We start from the raw sequence: 17,525 nt of genomic DNA on the forward strand, positions 1-17,525 counted from the left end.
TTACACTGCGGCTTTTTTACGCATTTTAAACCAGTACCCGCCAAGGATGCTTGCTCCGATAGCCATCGTAACCGTTGATATCAACATGTGGAGGGACGATGCCAATACGACATTGCCCGTAATGACGATTACAAACCCTACAGCAGCGTTCATAACGATTGATAACAGGTACAACCAGGACAACAAGATATGATAGCGGAACCTGGAAGCGTAAATGACAAACCAAATGGCAGCTACTATTATGACAAACGTAGCGACCCAATGGAGCGAATAAATCATGTTGGCAATGGATTCACTCTTAATTAAGTACTCCATTGCAGGTATATCCAAGAGAACATTGCTGGCACGACTATGTTTAAAGAAAGCACCCAAAATGACTTGAAGAACGTATACACTATAGCCGATCAGGAAAGCACGGTAGCTTTGAGATACAGACGACCAGCGATCTCGATCCAACTCGACTGGTTTGTTGTTCAAACTGTAGCTGAGCAGTACAAGAATGACCAACAGCATTTGGCTGAACGTTACATCAAATGTCGTGAAGCCGGGAGGTGTTCCCAAGAGCACGTTCAAACCACCAACCATGGATTGGAAAAGCAGCAGAATGATACTCAGGATAGCCAATACGAATACAGGCTTATGCTTACGGTATTTGATGATAGCACCGATTGCATTGATTCCAGTCAATACAACAAGAAGTGGAACCATTAAACGGTGGGAATACTCGATGATGACATGATAATCCGTAATATCAGGAATAATTTGTCCATTACATACAGGCCACGTACTTCCGCACGCATCCCCGGAATCGGTTGCGACGACAAGGTTCCCGAGAATTAGTGCGAGAAACGTGACGATGGTAGTTAAAATTGAAAATTTCTTCATCGTCTTACCCTTTCTCTATTTAGATGTTAATTATAAAAACATGAAGTTCCAAAATAAATCATATCACGAATTAGAATTAATAGAGAAAGGAAATCCTATACGTTTCTCATGAACTTTTTGTGAACAACCTAAATCCACCTACTTCTTCGAGGTTGGCCATTAAAAGAATGGACGATCATAAAACAAAAAAAACCGGGAAGGTCCATTCCTCCCCGGTTTCCATCAGACCGTAACTGCTGCTTGTTGTTTGCGCGCTTCCGCCTGGGCTTGTTTGATAAGACAGCGGCCCTTTCCGTGCGGGATACACATCGGTGTGCCGAACAACGGATCTTCTCTGACATCACACGTCATCTCAAATACGTGCTGCATCATTTCACAGGAAACGACTTCTTCCGGCTTTCCTTGAGAATACACCGTTTTATCTTTGACAGCGATGATATGGTCGGCATAACGACAGGCAAGGTTGATATCATGGAGCACCATGACGACCGTCCGGCCTTTATCCTGATTCAAGTCGAACAGCAGATCTAAAATCTCAATCTGGTGAGTCATATCCAGATAGGTAGTCGGTTCATCAAGCAGAAGCGTATCGGTGTCTTGAGCCAATGTCATGGCAATCCACGCACGCTGCCGTTGTCCACCGGAAAGAGAATCGACGGTACGATCCTTCAATTCCGTTAAATTCGTATCTTCTAATGCCGTCATCACTGCATGTTCATCGTCTTTCGACCAACGCTTTCCGAAGCCCTGGTATGGATAGCGGCCCTGTTTAACAAGCTGATACACAGTCAAACCTTCCGGAGTCGTTGGACTTTGCGGAAGAATCGCCATCTTCTTGGCAACCTCTTTTGTCCGCATTTTTGCGATATCCTTACTATCAAGGATGACTTCGCCTGATTTCGGTTTCAGTAACCGCGCCATTGACCGGAGCAGAGTGGACTTCCCGCACCCGTTCCCACCGATGAGTACCGTCACTTTTCCTTTAGGGATTTTCACATCCAAAGAATCGATAATGATTGAGTCGCCATATCCTAATGTCAAGTTATTTGCAAACAAGGTATCCATAGTCGATCTCTCCTTTGTTATCACACATTCCAACGCCGTCATCTATATTCAATCATGGAATTCCGAGTTTTCTCTACTTTCTAGTTTATGGGCTCTATCGATTGCTGTCAATGAATTTGAGAATCATTTTCATTACACACTTGAAAATAATATGCAGGATGCCTCTGTGAAAGAACTCTTCTTATCCGAGAAAAAGCGCGCCGTAACCAAGTGCACCTGCAATGACCAACGCAGGGTGGACTTTCCACCGTTCCAAAAGCAGAAAGCTCGCTGCTATCAGAAAAATAGTTTGGAAAAGCCCCGCCCCTTCATAAGAATTCACAAAAAAATCATACGTAATTATTCCGAGCAATACAGCGATCGTCGGTCTCACCAGCATAGTCATCCGCTTTACGCGTGGTGATTCTTTGTATTTATACAAAATTCCAAGCAGTGCGATCATTAGAATCATGGACGGCCCTACTGTGGCTGCAATTCCGATGACGGCACCGAGAACCCCGCCCTGTTCATATCCGATGTAACCTGCCATTTTTGTCGCAATAGGTCCGGGCAATGCATTCCCCATAGCCAATATTTCACTGAACTCCCTAACCTCATACCAACCATAACGATCCACTACTTCATTCTCCACCAAAGGGATGGAAGACGGTCCACCGCCGTATCCTAGAATCCCCGGTATGAAAAAGGCGACAAATATCTTCCAATAGATCATGATGCACCCTCCTTCGATTTTTGCTTCCCTTTACCGGTCAGTGCCGCTACTAACAGAATGGCAATGATAATTCCCGGGTGTACGCCCAGCGGCCGCAAAAGGAGGAGCGTGCCACATGCAAGCAAACCTGTCATTAGATAACCAAGTCCATTTGCTGCTTTCTGTAGAAACTGCCAAGTCAGAACGGCAAGCATCACACCGACAACCGGTATGACCGCCTGGGTCATCCCCTGCACCCATGCTTTGTCTTTAAAAGAAGAAAGCGAAGTCAACAGCACAATCATCAAAACAATGGTGGGGAGAATGGTAGCTAGAATGGCATTGGTCAGCCCCAGCGTTCCTTTTACCCGAAAACCGATATAGCCGGCCATTTTAGTCGCAATGGGTCCAGGCAGCGTATTCGCAAGAGCGAGAAGATCACCAAATTCATCATCATTCATCCATTTATACTTTTCAACGACCTCTTTATGTACGAGCGGTATAGAAGACGGCCCCCCGCCATAGCCGAGGATACCTACTCGGAAGAATGCGAGGAAGATTTGAAGCTGTATTCTCATTTCCCTTCCCCCTTCCCTTTACCAGGCCGCGACAGAACCGTCGGTCCGGGATTCTGTTCCTCCGTATAACGTGCCGGTCTCCGAATCTCTCCAGATGATCTGCCCACGTCCGAACGATGTTCTGTCTTCCATCACTTCTATCTCATGGCCCCGTGCGCGCAATGCCTCCAATGCCTCTAATGGAAAATCACTCTCTACCAGCACATTCCTGCCGGTTTTCCATTGCCAGCGGGGTGCATCAAGAGAGGCTTGGGGGTTCAGGTGGAAATCGATCATATTCATAATGACCTGGACATGCCCCTGCGGCTGCATGAACTCTCCCATGACACCGAACGGCCCCACTGCCTGCCCCTTACATGTCAGGAAACCGGGAATGATCGTGTGGTAACTTCGCTTTCCACCCTCCAGGCAGTTGGGGTGATCGGGGTCAAAAGAGAAATTACGACCGCGATTTTGAAGTGCAATTCCTGTTCCTGGAACGACAAGTCCGGATCCAAATCCGTTATAGTTGCTCTGTATGAAAGAAACCATGTTTCCTTCTTCATCTGCTGTTGCTAAATAAACCGTTCCACCCGTCGATGGATTTCCAGGTGCCGGCAAAGCGGCCTTAGCACCGATTTCTCCTCTTCTACTATCTGCATATGCTTCACTCAGGAGTTCATCAACATCAACTCTCATTGAATGTTTCTCAGCAATATAGTGACCACCGTCTGCAAAGGCAAGCTTCATTGCCTCAATCTGCTTATGGAACGTGCTGCCGCTGTCTCTCTCTTCAAATGAGAATCCGTCCAACAAACGAAGGGCCATCAAAGCGACGATTCCCTGTCCGTTCGGAGGCATCTCCCATACCTCATACCCCCGGTACGGGACAGACACGGGGTCCACCCATTCCGGCTTGTAACCGGAGAGGTCCTCTTTCGTAAGGAAACCACCGCACTGTTCAGAGAATGCCGCTATACGGTCAGCAAGTTCGCCGGTATAAAAATCAGCCCCCTCCGTTTCAGCTATGGCGGCAAGTGTCGCAGCGTGGTCTGTCGACTGCCATGTATCGCCGGCTTTCGGAACCTTTCCTCCCGGTGCAAAGGTATCAAACCAAGAAGAGAATTCTTCCCTCGTCAACTCATGCTTATACCGTTCATATGCCCTGTTCCACAGCTTGCTCACGATGGGAGAGACTGCAAACCCTTCTTTTGCATATGCAATTGCCGGCTCAAGAAGTTCCCGAAATGGAAGCTTTCCGAACTTTTTCGAAAGTTCCACCCACGCCCCGGGAGCACCAGGTACCGTCACAGGCATCCAGCCATATTGCGGCATCTCTTCATACCCAAGAGCTTTCATTTTATTAATCGATATGCCTGAAGGGGCGGGACCGCTCCCGTTCAGCCCGTGCAGTTTTCCATTTATCCAGACTAACGCGAAGGCATCACCGCCGATACCGTTCGATGTCGGTTCGACAACTGTCAAGGCAGCAGCAGATGCGATCGCTGCATCGACAGCGTTCCCCCCTTTCTTCAATATATCCAACCCGATTTGAGCCGCAAGCGGTTGAGATGTTGCCACCATCCCTTTCCTGGCCGTTGTGCTCACACGACGGGATTGATATGGGTAATGCAAGTGATTGATTTTCGCCATTCTTTCCACCCTTTCTTTTTTCTATGAACAGACAGAAAGGAAATGACGGAATTCCGCCATTTCCTGATCAGCTTCCTCTGTAAACCTGATAACCAAACGGTGAGACGAGGAGCGGTACATGGTAATGATCTTCCCCTGCTTCCACTCCGAATCGAACCGGGATCGTTTGCAGGAACGGCTGTCCGTCTACGCCCCTCTCTTTAAAATAGTCCCCTATATGAAAAACAAGTTCATACGTTCCGTCATGCAACGAGCCCTCTTCCACAATTGGAGCATCCAGACGCCCGTCTTCATTCGTATAATCCGTTTTTAAATGAAAGTATTCCCCGTCTCGAATTTCCAGACAGTCAATTTTCACTCGGGATGCGGGTTTCCCATCAGCAAGATTAAGTACATGCGTAGTCAGTGATGCCATCAGTTAAACTCCTTACGTATGCATCCGTGCTTCGGATACGGTAGTTTCTTCGGAACCAAGATCAGCTTTTGTTACGTGGAATACCTGAAAACCATAAGGCGGACGGGGCTCCGTATAGACTTTCCCCTCAGACCCCTCGATTTCCTCTACTACGGCCTCCCACGTCCGGTTCTGGGATTCAAAGGTCACGTCCTTCAGCTGCGGGAAACGTTCGAGAATACGGCAGCCGATCCTGTAGATGAGGTTTTGGATCGATGGTGTCTGGAGTTCGTGAAACACACTGGAAGCAATATCCCTGATTTGTTCGGCGGCAACGTATAATGGAGGTTTCCCACCATAGGCATCTGCAACATTTTCATAACCCCAGTGAATGTTCAGGTAAATGAATAACGGTCGGTTGCTGTCTTCCGGAAGCGTCGTATACTCATCACGAATGTACCCCGTAAATGAATTTCCCTTTACTTTGATCAATTGAAGGTCGGTCAGAGAGCTGCGTTGTTTGTTTATGACCGTTCCACCGTCTGCTGTACGGATAAATTCCGTCGAAGCGGATACCCGCTCATTCCGGGAATGCTTGAAAACGACATCGCTCTTACTCCTGCCGTCAGAAAGGGATCGTGCTGAGGTCTGCTCAAAAGGGATTTCTTCCCCTGACATTTCCACCCGCTCAAAGTGGGGATACCGATCCAGGAAAGCCTTGGCTGCGTAAGCAAGGAATCCCTCCGTCGTTGCTCCTTCGTAGGTGGCAAGGTGCCTTAGAATGAAGTTTTTCATAGAATCCGTCGCGACAACTTTTGAATTATCCCCTTCGGTAAAAGAGGATAAAAATTCCTTCCCTCCGACAGATACGCTTGCATTGAGGCCGTACACGACATTGTCACGGCCACTGAAGTCCGATTCCGGGATTTCCTTTACTCCTTCGAGCGGTTTCATATAGGTGCGGTAAGCAAAGACATCTTTTTTCCCATAATACATTAAGCGGTCATTATCCATTGAATCTCTCCTCTATTCTTCTATTTTGTCTATAAGACGAAAGGAAGCGATCGCATAGACTTCTTCCAGCGCCTTCTGAAATTCCGCTCGTCTGTCATTAGCAACCCGCGTTCGCAATGCGGCGTGAATCTCAGTTTTACGTTTTCCCTTCACCGCAAAAATGAAAGGAAACTGAAAACGCTGCTGATAGATTTCATTCAGATGATGGAAACTCCTGAATTCTTCTTCTGTTAAATCTCTCAGTCCCGCCTCTTCTTGTTCAGAAACAGATTGACTGCTCATTTTAATGTTTGCACCCAAGTCGGGGTGAGAACGGATAAGCTCCAGCTGTTCCGTTTGAGGAGAATCAGCCACGATTCCGACCATTTTCTCATGAAGGTCTTTCAGGGAGGTGAAAGGCCTGAACTTGACTGCTTTCTTCGCCACCCACGGGGAGCTTTCGAACACTCCACCGAGCTCCTGGATAAATTGCTCGTCATTCCAATCATTCAATTCTTGTAATCGGACCATCGCTTCCTCCTCCACCATGCTTTATTTACCTGAATTTTACTTAATATTCTGACAAAAGTCATTATGCAGCATCCACAAGTTTCACACACAATTTTAATCATAGTAACTAAATTCAGGCGCCTCTAGTAAGTGTCTGATTCGTAGTGCAAGTCGAAGACGGATGGTGACCTCTGAATCCGATACACGTTCCCCCAGCAGCTCTTCACATTTCTCAAGACGATACACCACTGTATTTCTGTGAACGTACAGCCGTTTTGCCGTTTCAGAGATTTGACAATGTGTTTCAAGAAAAACAAACAAAGTCTGAAGCAGCGTCTCTTCTTTATCCATCCCCCTGGAGAGCAAAGGCTTCAGGGAATGAGCGCAGAACTCCTGTAGATCTTCCCGGGGAATAATGCGCAGCAATTCTTCGATATCTTTCGTTTGATAGAGTTGAATAAACCCGTGCTTCCCGGCTAACGTTCCCGTCTTCATAGCTCTCTCAGCTTCCTTGAAGGCATTCTTCACCTGCAGAAGCCCCCTCGCAATATTGCTGACTCCAAAAGACAAAGAACGTTGAAAACGCTGTTCTATTTTCTTTTGAACCAAACCCAGGGAGGACCGGGCATAGGCATTAATATTTTCCACCGTGTCCTTCACTTCAAAGATGAGGACACACAGATCCCCCTTCGTGAATAAATGAGTGGATGAAGAAAGCCGGATTACTTCATCTTCCATATATTCATAGATGGCATCGATCGCTCTCTGATTCTGAGTATAGCTCCCTTCAGCAAGACTCCCATCTACTTTTCCTGCTGCACATATGTAATTCGCTTCCCTCTCCAGCGAGAATTCTTTCGCTCTGCTTACGACTTCATCATCGGAATGGTATAAACCCTCTGTGAAATGGAAAAAGAAATCATTCTTTACCCGTTTGGAGTACTGCTTCAGTGCATTTTCCTTTACGAGTTCAAAAGAAATGACGTTGACAGCCTGTTCAATGGTAAGCATCTTACCATGATCGGTCGGATGAAGTTCCCCCATGACAAGGAGGTACCCTGCTCTTTTCTCGTGTGTATGAACGACAAACACAGAGTAACACTCCCGATCAGACACGATGGAAAAACTGAAGAACGGAGTATCCGGAAAATAAGCAGAAAAATCTTTGAAATACAGCTCTCCAATCCCTTTTTTCAATCGTGTGCTGACATTTGAATAAGCGATCGGCTTCGCATAAGGATCAAGCAGAACAACTGGATGGTCGATCGTTTCTGCAATGTTCCTCATCAATCCCTCCATCCCCTTGCCTCTCATCACATGATCGGTAAAGCGCTTATGCGTCTCCAATGCTTCCTTCAATTCATTGGTACGCCGGTCGAGAATACTGCTCAAAATTTCATTGACAATATCCCCAAGAGAATTATCTGCAGGAATTTCAATGATTGGAAACCCGAGACTATCTCCTTCCCGCAATACCTCACCAGGGATCTCCTGTAAAAAACGCTTCGTTTTAATTCCGAGTGCAGCACATCCCTGACTATCCATATGTCGAACGAGGTCTACGAGCTCCGCAGGATTTTTCCGAACATGATAGGCAGTCGTGACAAGCATTTCATCCTGTTTCAAAAAGCGCGCGATGTCAGGTGCATCCATCATATTGACATGGAGCACTTCCCGGTCGATCCCCGTGACACCGGCAATCACTCTGCTGCCGCTCAACGCCGGAACATCTAAAACATTTTTTACTTTCAAACGAGTATCCCCCTAACTATTATTGCGTACATTTTATCACAAATTTCTGATAATTTATTGATGTTGCACAAATAAATGAGCAAAATCCTACATAATTGCCAATGATGTTCTTCCTGTCTATTGATACACTTACAACTACTATTATGGTTACAGGACCTTTCCTGTCTCCATTACCAGACAAAGGATGGATAGGAATGAATACCAATACGGGAAGAGATCAAATCAATATTCCTGCAAACGAGGAACTGATCGAGTGGCTGGCATCCTACGGTAAAACAAAAGACGGAGGTGTCGAACGCCTCCTCTATACGGAGGCTTGGCTGAGTGCCCAGAACGCTTTGAAGGAACGCATGGAATCTATCGGACTCACTTCCCGCTTTGACAGTGTCGGCAATCTTTTTGGGAGATTGGAAGGAAGTGAGCCGGAAGCGGACTGCGTCCTGACCGGTTCTCATATCGATACCGTAAGGAACGGAGGCAAATATGACGGCGCCTATGGAATCATTGCGGGTCTGATTGCCGTTCAGCGACTAATGACTGAATTCGGAAGACCGAAGCGCTCGATTGAAATCGTTTCTCTCTGCGAAGAAGAGGGCAGCAGGTTTCCCATTACCTTCTGGGGTTCCGGACACATTACAGGACGATATGGTTTGGAGGATGGATCCAACATCCAGGATCATAACGGTATTTCCTTATATGAAGCGATGAAAGCATGCGGCTTCGATCCTGCCCGGTACACTTCCCCCGTTCGGAAGGATATCCATCGTTTCTTTGAGTGTCATATTGAACAGGGAATCGTCCTTGAAAAAACCGGATCAGCGCTGGGTATCGTCCGCCATATCGTCGGACAGAAACGCTTCACCATAAAAGTTAATGGAGAAAGCAATCACGCAGGTACGACACCAATGCCTTTTCGAAAAGATGCCCTCGCCGTTTCAGCGGATATCATTCATTTCATTACGAAAACGGCTGCATCCACACACCCGGACCTCGTCGCCACAGTCGGGCAGATCCGGGCGGTACCGAACGTTCCCAACGTCATTGCAGGGGAAGCCCTTTTCACCCTTGACGTCCGCCACCAGGATAACGACATTCTCCAGGAATATTGTGAGGAAATCCACCGTTACTGTCTTCACTGCGAAGCCGCCTATCTCATGTCTGTCGATATGAAGCCATGGCTTGAGGTAACGCCGGCAGAACTGGATCCGTCTCTGTTTCAATTAGCCTGCCATACGGCTGACAGGATGAACATTAACGCGAGAACGATCATCAGTGGAGCCGGACATGACGCACAGGTTTTCGCTCCTTTCTGTCCAACCTCTCTCCTATTCGTCCCGAGTCGAAATGGACGAAGCCACTGCCCGGAAGAATATACACCCCCCGAGGAACTGGAAAAGGGAATTGAGCTGCTCACAAGTATGCTTTATCAATCTGCTTATGTATAAGAAGGGAGAAAGAATATGACCTACCGTGACTTAAACACTCCAATACGAACCATTATGACACCAGGACCTGTGGAGGTGGACCCTCGAGTGCTTCGAGCCATGAGCACACCGATCGTCGGACAATTTGACCCCGCCTTTACCGCCATTATGAACGAAGTAATGGAAATGCTCCGGCAAACGTTTCAGACAAAGAACAAATGGGCATTTCCCGTCGACGGTACATCGAGATCCGGAATAGAAGCGATGCTGTGCAGCATCATCGAGCCGGGCGACAACGTTCTCGTCCCGATTTTCGGACGGTTCGGCTATCTTTTGACGGAAATCTGCGAGCGGTACGGAGCAGAGGTACACACGATGGAATGCCCCTGGGGAGAAGTGTTCGAGGAGGAGCAGGTAATCAAAGAAATAGAACGAATTTCTCCTAAAATCGTTGCCCTTGTCCACGGAGAGACATCGACCGGCCGGATGCAGCCTATGACGAAGATAGGACACGCATGTCGACAGGCGGGCGCCCTTTTTATTGTCGATGCTGTTGCCTCCATAGGTGGAGTGGAAATTAAAGTAGACGAATGGGAGATCGACGGAATTGTCGGCGGAACACAAAAATGCCTTTCCGTACCTTCCGGAATGGCACCGCTCACTTATAACGAACGAATTGAGGAACTAATCCGAGCGAGGAAGAAAGTCGAACGCGGCATCTCGACAGAAGGGGACCGCGAAAAAGAAGGACTCAGATCCAAACCATTTATTAAGAGCAACTACCTGGATTTAAGTATGCTGCAGGAGTATTGGGGGCCTAGAAGGCTGAATCACCACACAGAAGCTACGACCATGCTGTATGCTCTGAGAGAAGGCTTGCGCATCGTTCTGGAAGAAGGGCTGGAATATAGGTTTGAACGCCACAAGCACCATGAGTCCGCCCTCATCAAAGGATTAGAAGCAATGGGGCTGCAAATCTTCGGCAATCCAGCCTGCAAACTTCCGACCGTAACGTGTGTGACGATACCTTCTGAGATTGATGGGGAATCGGTACGAAGGATGCTGCTTGATGAATTCGGAATCGAGATCGCAAGTTCATTCGGTCTTCTCCAAGGAAAAATATGGAGAATAGGGACGATGGGTTACAGCTGCCGGAAGGAAAACATCCTTCGCACATTGAGCGCGTTGGAAGCTGTTCTCATCCGACACGGCACAGATATCCAGCCTGGAAAAGCACTGCAGGCTGCTTTGGACAGCTACGGCGTACAGACATTCAGAAAGTCAGCGCAGCACTGACAGAAAGGGGACAGCTGATATGAATGGAACGTTGGACTTAATAATAAAACAGGCGTCTGTCGTTTTAGAAAGCGGTATCCTACAGAAGGATATCGGTATTAAAAACGGGAAGGTCGTCTCTATCGAAGATACGCTTTCCCAACCGGCCGCCGATGTGTATGATGCCTCCGGGCTGCATCTGTTCCCAGGGATGATCGACACCCATGTCCATTTCAATGAACCGGGCCGGGAAGAATGGGAAGGGTTCGCTACCGGCTCACGCATGATGGCCGCCGGGGGCGCAACGATGTTCTTCGATATGCCTTTGAACGGCATACCGTCCACCACCACACGCGGAGCCCTCATCGAAAAGCAAAGAGTAGCAGCTCAAAAATCACTCATAGATTTCAGATTATGGGGTGGTTTGGTCCCCGGAAATGAACACCACCTCGCGTCCATGGCGGAGGAGGGGGTGATCGGCTTTAAAGCCTTTCTTTCTGAGACAGGAAACGATGAATTTGAAGCAGTCGATGACCATACCTTGATTCAAGGAATGAAAGAAATCGCAAAAACAGGAAAAGTCCTGGCTTTGCATGCTGAAAGTGGACCAATGACTGCATTTCTAACAAAGGAATTTTCCAAAAGAGGTAATGGTACACCGGAGGAATACCTCGCTTCCAGACCTGTCGAAGCAGAACTGGAAGCAGTGGAAAGAGCTATTTATTATGCAGAGATAGTGAAATGCCCTCTCCATTTCGTCCATATAAGCAGCAAGAGATCCTTAGAAAGGATTGAAGCAGCGAAAGCAAAGGGCATGGACATTACAGTCGAAACATGTGCCCACTATTTATTATTCAACCATATCGCATTAAAGCAAAAAGGAGCCATCGCTAAATGCGCTCCACCACTGCGCTCCGAAGAGGAGCAAAAAGAATTGATTGAACTGGTGATGGAAGAGCGATTCGATTTCATTACTTCCGATCACTCTCCATGCCCCCCCGATATGAAATCATCGGACAACTTGTTTGAGTCATGGGGCGGTATCAGTGGTGGACAATTCACCCTACTATCTATGGTCGAGCTTGCCGTCACTTATAATATTCCTTTTGAAAAAATTGCTTCGTTGACTGCCGGCAATGCTGCAAGGCGGTTTCAATTGGAAAACAAAGGACATATCCGAATTGGTAACGATGCAGATTTCGCCTTAGTGAACACCAGAAGACCCTTCACCGTGACAGAGGACAACTTCCGGGCTAAGCATAAGCACAGCATATATATGGGACACACTTTTCCGTGCACGATCGAAGCATCTCTGTCACGCGGGAGGATGGTTTTCAAGCAAGACTACGAAAAGCAACGCACTCATTAAAAGAAACCAGGGCTCCATCCTGCTAAAGGACGGTCACCCTGGTTTCTTTTCTTTCCACTGGATTTTCCAATGGATCTAAACCGGTGATTAAGCAGCCAGGACGGTCACCTGGATGAATCATGTTTGAACCCGGCGTCCCGGTCAAAATGACATCCCCGGGCTGTAACGTCATGATTTTGGAGAAAAAAGAAACGATGAAAGCTGGTGAATACATCATATTTCCTACTGTATTCTCATGCGTAACTTTTCCATTTAAGGTTGTCTTCACTATGACGTCTTCAAGAGAAGACCAATGATCTCCAGATACGAGATCGGACCCAAGGGAACAAAAGGTATCAAAGCTTTTGGACCACTGCAGATACTTATCATCAGCTCTATGAATGTCTTTCTCCGTCATATCAAGAGCTGTCGTGTACCCGGCAATAAAGCGCTGAGCCTCCCTCACCTCTATATCCCTGCAGGTTTTTCCTATAATAATAGCAAGCTCTCCTTCCGCTGCTACAGAAGTCGATCCCTTCGGAAGCTGCACCGCCGCTCCAGGACCGATCAACGTTGTTGGAGGCTTCATAAACGTAACCGGCTCCTTTTTCGGCGCTTCGCCTGTAAGCTCCATCGCTTTCTCTACATAGTTCATACCTACACCAAGAGTTTTCCCGGGACAGAGAAGCATATCATCCGGCTGAAGGTTCTCTAATTTCCGATAAGGAAAAGAGGAAAGCTTGTTTCTTCCGGAACTCCGATACCAACCCACAAGCTCTTCCCATTGTCCTTCCTTCAACAGCCCGTCCAAATCAATACTCCAGTTCTTTCCTTCTATATAATTGATTGTCTGCAGAGAAACAACCTTGCCTTCATGCACGATTCCACAGTAACTCTTCTGGTGTTCCTTGAACGCTGTCAGTTTCATAAGCATCCCCTTTTCGTAGTTCTTTACTAATCAAGCACGCCGTTTCTAATAATTTCAGATCCTGTCCCTTTGCCGCTATGAGCGATATGCTAACCGGTCCTTCGACCGTAGAAGGAAGAGGAATAGTAACCTGAGGGAGGCCGGCGAGACCTGCGATGCATGACAATTTCATTGTTTTGGTACGAATATCCTCCAAACGCGATGCGGGGGTACCTCTCTTCGGCGGGCCCGCAGGAGTAGTCGGAAGAAGAAGTACTCCGTCATCACCAATCCACGCATTCGTCCAAGCCTTGATTTTATTCCGGTAAGCCTTTCGTTCCGTCATATCCTGACCAGAGATAGAACGGGCCCAAAGAAGGCGTCTGTATATATCATAAGCAAACCTTGGACGAACGTCTGTTATCCACCCCCCGTGTTCCTGCCATATTTCCTGCGCCTGGAGCACCCGGAACGTATCCGCCCATTTCCCAAGACCATCCTCACAAAGAAGGCGTGTTTCTTCTTCCTTAAACATCGCTTTCACTTGACGAAGCGGAGCGGCATAGCATTTATGTAAGTCGGGATCGAGCAGCTCCCATAGATCTGATGCGATTTTTATCTTTTCCAACCGCGGACTCCCTTTTCCCCTTCGGAAGAAAATATCCCCGACACGTGACAGTATCACAGGATCATCTGCCATCCAGCCTATCGTATCAAAACTGGGAGCCAGGGGGATGACCCCTTGAACGTCGATTGCTCCATGCGTCGGCCGAAATCCATATATTCCGCAGTAAGAACTTGGGATCCGCACAGATCCGCCCGTATCCGTCCCTAATGCGAAATGGACCTCACCACCCGATGCCGCTGCCGCCGATCCACTTGAGGAACCACCAGGAATACAGGCAGGGGACTTTGGATTGATTGGTGTACCATAGTGAACATTTTCTCCGTTCAAACTGTACATCAGCTCATCTGTATGAGTCATCCCGTGAAGTAATGCTCCTTCCTCAAGCAGCCGGTCTATGACAGGCGCATTGTACTGTGCAGGAGCATGGGTATTTAACCAATCCGGGTTACCTGCTGCGTTTGTGTGACCTGCCACAGAAATAACATCCTTCACACCGAAGGTTAAGCCGTCAAGAATCCCGGACCCAGTCGGTTCCTTCCGCATATCTTCTTTTATGAAAGCATCAGTCATCTCCTAAACTCCCCCATCTTAAAGATGTATCTTTCACAGGATCATAAGAAATCTTTCACTCATACACCCTCTATACCACTGAGATACCACGGCTCTTCCTTTTTATATCTTGACTTGACGAAGCTCACGTGCCGCTCTTTTAACAGCACGGATAATCCCTACGTAGCCTGTGCAGCGGCAGAGGTTTCCGGACAAACCTTCTCTAATTTGCACTTCTGTCGGTTCGGGGTATTCTGCCAATAATGCCTGAACGGCCATCACCATCCCCGGTGTGCAGTACCCGCACTGGAAACCTCCATCCTTCAGGAAACTTTCTTGGATTGGGTGAAGCGCCTTTTCTCCCTTCAATCCCTCAATGGTTTGGATGGACTTACCGGCAACCTGATACACATTCAGCAAACATGCGTTCATTAACACCTCGTCCACAAGTACTGAACAAGCACCGCAACGGCCGATTTCGCAGGAGATTTTTGTTCCTGTCATACCCAGGTAATCACGAAGGAAATCTACAAGCCGCATAGAGGGGTCGACGTAATACTCCTCATAATCCCCATTAATTGTAATACGGAGCGGAGAAGCGTCCTTTCTCCCCCTGGTTTCATCTTCCATTTCTCTCATATCCATTGCTTGTTCCTCCTGTCAGCAAGCGCTCCAAGGACGGCAGCAGGTGAAATAGGAAGGCGGTCCATCCAATGACCTGTTGCATGAAATACGGCGGAAGCAATGGCAGGTGCTGCTGCCACGGTGCCTATTTCCCCTACACCTCTCGGACCGTATTCATCCCCAAATTCCAATTCCTGGATTGGTTCCACCAGCATTGTCTTGGGAACATCCTTTATGGTAGGTATTAAATACTCATCCAAGTTCTCTGTCACATACCTCCCCTTATCCATAATGGCGTCTTCCATCAAGGCGTACCCAAGCCCCATAATGCCGCCGCCCTCGATTTGTCCACGATAGCCAATTAAGCTGACAACCGGCCCGGCGGCAACGATTTGATCCAAGTCCGTCACCGTCACCTGCCCTGAACACGTATCAACTTCCACCTGTGCATAAGCTGCACTGAATGTATAAAGAAAATGACCGCCATCTACTGGATCAGAAGTCGTTGGAAAATCAAATTCTGTTGTCACGCAAAGGGGTTTTCCGTTTGCAGCGTGTTTTGCTATTGTCTGAAAATCAAGCAGTCGTTCCTCCGATAAACGCTTATACACGCCACCCGGCCCGAGCCGTAATTCTTCGTACGGGTCCCCTGTTAATCTTGACGCTTCCTGTGTAATAAGCCTCTGGAACGGTTCCTTCATCCGGCGAAATGCATGCCATACCATGCTCGTTCCTCTCGATGCTGTCGTAGAGCCGGTCGAAGGTACTTTATCGGTGTCCCCGATAATAATTATCAAATCTTCGGTAGTAATATTCAGCTCCGCTACCCCGATCGTTTCTATTACGTTTAAAATCCCCTGCCCTACTTCTTCAAAACCAAAAGCCGCTTCGATTTTGCCGTCCTTCTTTAAAGTAAGACTCCCCCCTGCAGGATCAAGACGCCCATAACCAAGACCACCTCCATGCATGGATATGGAGATACCACTACCAGTGAGTTTCCCATTCCCGGGGACATTCAGTTCCTTTCTCTTTACATGTTCCACCATCTTTTCAAGAACAGCGGACGCTCCGTTTGTCGGGGCAATGCGATGATTGAGGGGGCCCGGATCGTCCACTCCCCGGATATTGATCTTCCTGAGTTCAAGCGGATCGATTCCAGCTGCCTCTGCCAGCCGGTCCATCTGTCCTTCAAGCGCAAAAGTCACCTGGTTTCCTCCGAATCCACGAAATTCGCCGGACACCCCGTTATTTGTAAACACGGCTTTCCCTTCTGTTTCGACATGCGGTACGATATATGGGCCGACGGCATGTTCTACAGCAAAGTCAAGGATCGCCGGACCTAGCGTGGCGTATGCTCCTGTGTCAGAGAGAATCTTAACCTGATGCGCTTGGAGTCTCCCCGCGCTGTCCATCCCGGTTCTCATGGTGATTTTCATTGGGTGCCGCTTGAGACCGGAAACAATGGACTCCCTCCTCGTCTGATGAATCTTGACCGGCCGCTTTGTCTTTAAAGCCAGAAGAGCAGCGTACGGCTGAATATTCAATTCATCTTTTCCACCGAACGAACCTCCCATAGGACTTGATATGATTCGAATATCTTCTTCCTTCATGTCAAGAATCCTCGCTAATTGGAAACGGTCTTTGTATCCATGCTGTGTCCCTACATAGACCGTCAACTTTCCATCAGCTTCGGGGACAATCACTCCCCCCTCTGTTTCCATATACGTATGCATCTGGCGGGGAACGGAATAAGTTTCTTCAATAATAGTCGTACAATAACCAAATCCTTCTGCTACATTCCCTTTTCTATGAGATGCCTCATGAAGAAGGTTCCCGGTTGGATGGAGAAGGATCGCAGCCTCATCCATGGCTTTTTCAGGATCATCGATTACAGGTAAAGGGGCATACTCTACATAGATCCGGGACAATGCTTTTTCTGCGATGGTCATAGAATCAGCCGCCACCGCCGCAACGGCATCTCCCACATACCGGACTCTATCTTCACAGAAAACCGGTTGATCCGGTGTGATAATACCAAATCCATTAAGACCCGGAATATCGGCTGCTGTAATGACTGCCTGCACTCCTGGAATCTTTTCAGCAGCTGTTGTATCAATGGAGAGAATCTCCGCATGCGGATAACCGCTTCTCAACACCTTCCCATAAAGCATGGAGGGGAAAGACAGATCACTTAAATATTGCAGTTCTCCTGAAACTTTCGCCTTTCCATCCGGACGGATCATCTGCTTATAAGATGACAATGTTTCCAT

Annotated in this window: 14 protein-coding genes and 1 pseudogene; 3 read left to right on the top strand and 12 right to left on the bottom strand. The window is 47.8% G+C overall.

The window, feature by feature from the left end:
* The 8 genes and pseudogenes from M662_RS14490 to M662_RS14525 form a co-directional block, all read right to left on the bottom strand.
* On the bottom strand, window positions 1-885 hold the full coding sequence (locus M662_RS14490; RefSeq protein WP_008635655.1) for a COX15/CtaA family protein: 885 nt from the start codon (window positions 883-885) through the stop codon (window positions 1-3).
* A gap of 222 nt (window positions 886-1,107) precedes the next feature.
* Complete coding sequence (locus tag M662_RS14495; RefSeq protein WP_008635652.1) at window positions 1,108-1,950, bottom strand: ABC transporter ATP-binding protein; 843 nt, start codon at window positions 1,948-1,950, stop codon at window positions 1,108-1,110.
* 181 nt (window positions 1,951-2,131) lie between these two features.
* A complete protein-coding gene (locus M662_RS14500; RefSeq protein ID WP_008635649.1) occupies window positions 2,132-2,662 on the bottom strand; it encodes a chromate transporter in 531 nt (176 codons plus the stop codon).
* Window positions 2,659-3,219, bottom strand: coding sequence for a chromate transporter (locus M662_RS14505; protein WP_026578223.1), 561 nt, complete (start codon window positions 3,217-3,219; stop codon window positions 2,659-2,661). The genes M662_RS14500 and M662_RS14505 overlap by 4 nt, the downstream gene beginning before the upstream one ends.
* 18 nt (window positions 3,220-3,237) lie before the next feature.
* Complete coding sequence (locus tag M662_RS14510; protein ID WP_026578222.1) at window positions 3,238-4,851, bottom strand: gamma-glutamyltransferase family protein; 1,614 nt, start codon at window positions 4,849-4,851, stop codon at window positions 3,238-3,240.
* A 67-nt stretch (window positions 4,852-4,918) separates the two neighbouring features.
* Window positions 4,919-5,266, bottom strand: a complete 348-nt coding sequence (gene uraH, locus M662_RS14515) for a hydroxyisourate hydrolase (RefSeq protein WP_008635643.1) — start codon at window positions 5,264-5,266, stop codon at window positions 4,919-4,921.
* Window positions 5,267-5,278: 12 nt separating this feature from the next.
* Window positions 5,279-6,769, bottom strand: a pseudogene (pucL, locus tag M662_RS14520) (factor-independent urate hydroxylase).
* 93 nt (window positions 6,770-6,862) lie between these two features.
* On the bottom strand, window positions 6,863-8,500 hold the full coding sequence (locus tag M662_RS14525) for a PucR family transcriptional regulator (protein ID WP_026578220.1): 1,638 nt from the start codon (window positions 8,498-8,500) through the stop codon (window positions 6,863-6,865).
* A 194-nt stretch (window positions 8,501-8,694) separates the two neighbouring features.
* Here M662_RS14525 and M662_RS14530 point away from each other — a divergent pair, with 194 nt between their 5' ends.
* The 3 genes from M662_RS14530 to allB are packed head-to-tail and all read left to right on the top strand — an operon-like array spanning window position 8,695 to window position 12,568.
* Window positions 8,695-9,945, top strand: a complete 1,251-nt coding sequence (locus tag M662_RS14530) for a M20 family metallo-hydrolase (protein ID WP_026578219.1) — start codon at window positions 8,695-8,697, stop codon at window positions 9,943-9,945.
* Window positions 9,946-9,960: 15 nt separating this feature from the next.
* Window positions 9,961-11,220: a pyridoxal-phosphate-dependent aminotransferase family protein gene (locus M662_RS14535; RefSeq protein ID WP_026578218.1), complete on the top strand. Its 1,260-nt coding sequence runs from the start codon at window positions 9,961-9,963 to the stop codon at window positions 11,218-11,220.
* A gap of 19 nt (window positions 11,221-11,239) precedes the next feature.
* Window positions 11,240-12,568 carry an allantoinase AllB gene (gene allB / locus M662_RS14540; RefSeq protein ID WP_026578217.1) on the top strand — a complete coding sequence of 443 codons (1,329 nt, stop codon included), beginning with the start codon at window positions 11,240-11,242 and terminating at the stop codon, window positions 12,566-12,568.
* Window positions 12,569-12,590: 22 nt separating this feature from the next.
* On the opposite strand, the gene M662_RS14545 is transcribed toward allB, so the two are convergent.
* From M662_RS14545 to pucD, 4 genes are all read right to left on the bottom strand, one after another.
* Window positions 12,591-13,475, bottom strand: coding sequence for a fumarylacetoacetate hydrolase family protein (locus M662_RS14545; protein ID WP_026578216.1), 885 nt, complete (start codon window positions 13,473-13,475; stop codon window positions 12,591-12,593).
* On the bottom strand, window positions 13,420-14,652 hold the full coding sequence (locus M662_RS14550; protein ID WP_026578215.1) for an amidase: 1,233 nt from the start codon (window positions 14,650-14,652) through the stop codon (window positions 13,420-13,422). Before M662_RS14550 ends, M662_RS14545 begins: the two co-directional genes overlap by 56 nt.
* Window positions 14,653-14,754: 102 nt before the next feature.
* Window positions 14,755-15,276, bottom strand: a complete 522-nt coding sequence (locus tag M662_RS14555; protein WP_008635628.1) for a (2Fe-2S)-binding protein — start codon at window positions 15,274-15,276, stop codon at window positions 14,755-14,757.
* Window positions 15,267-17,525 carry a xanthine dehydrogenase subunit D gene (pucD, locus tag M662_RS14560; RefSeq protein ID WP_026578214.1) on the bottom strand — a complete coding sequence of 753 codons (2,259 nt, stop codon included), beginning with the start codon at window positions 17,523-17,525 and terminating at the stop codon, window positions 15,267-15,269. The genes M662_RS14555 and pucD overlap by 10 nt, the downstream gene beginning before the upstream one ends.

Origin of the sequence: Bacillus sp. SB49 (assembly GCF_000469135.2) — a bacterium.
Taxonomy (GTDB): Bacteria; Bacillota; Bacilli; order Bacillales; family Halobacillaceae; genus Halobacillus.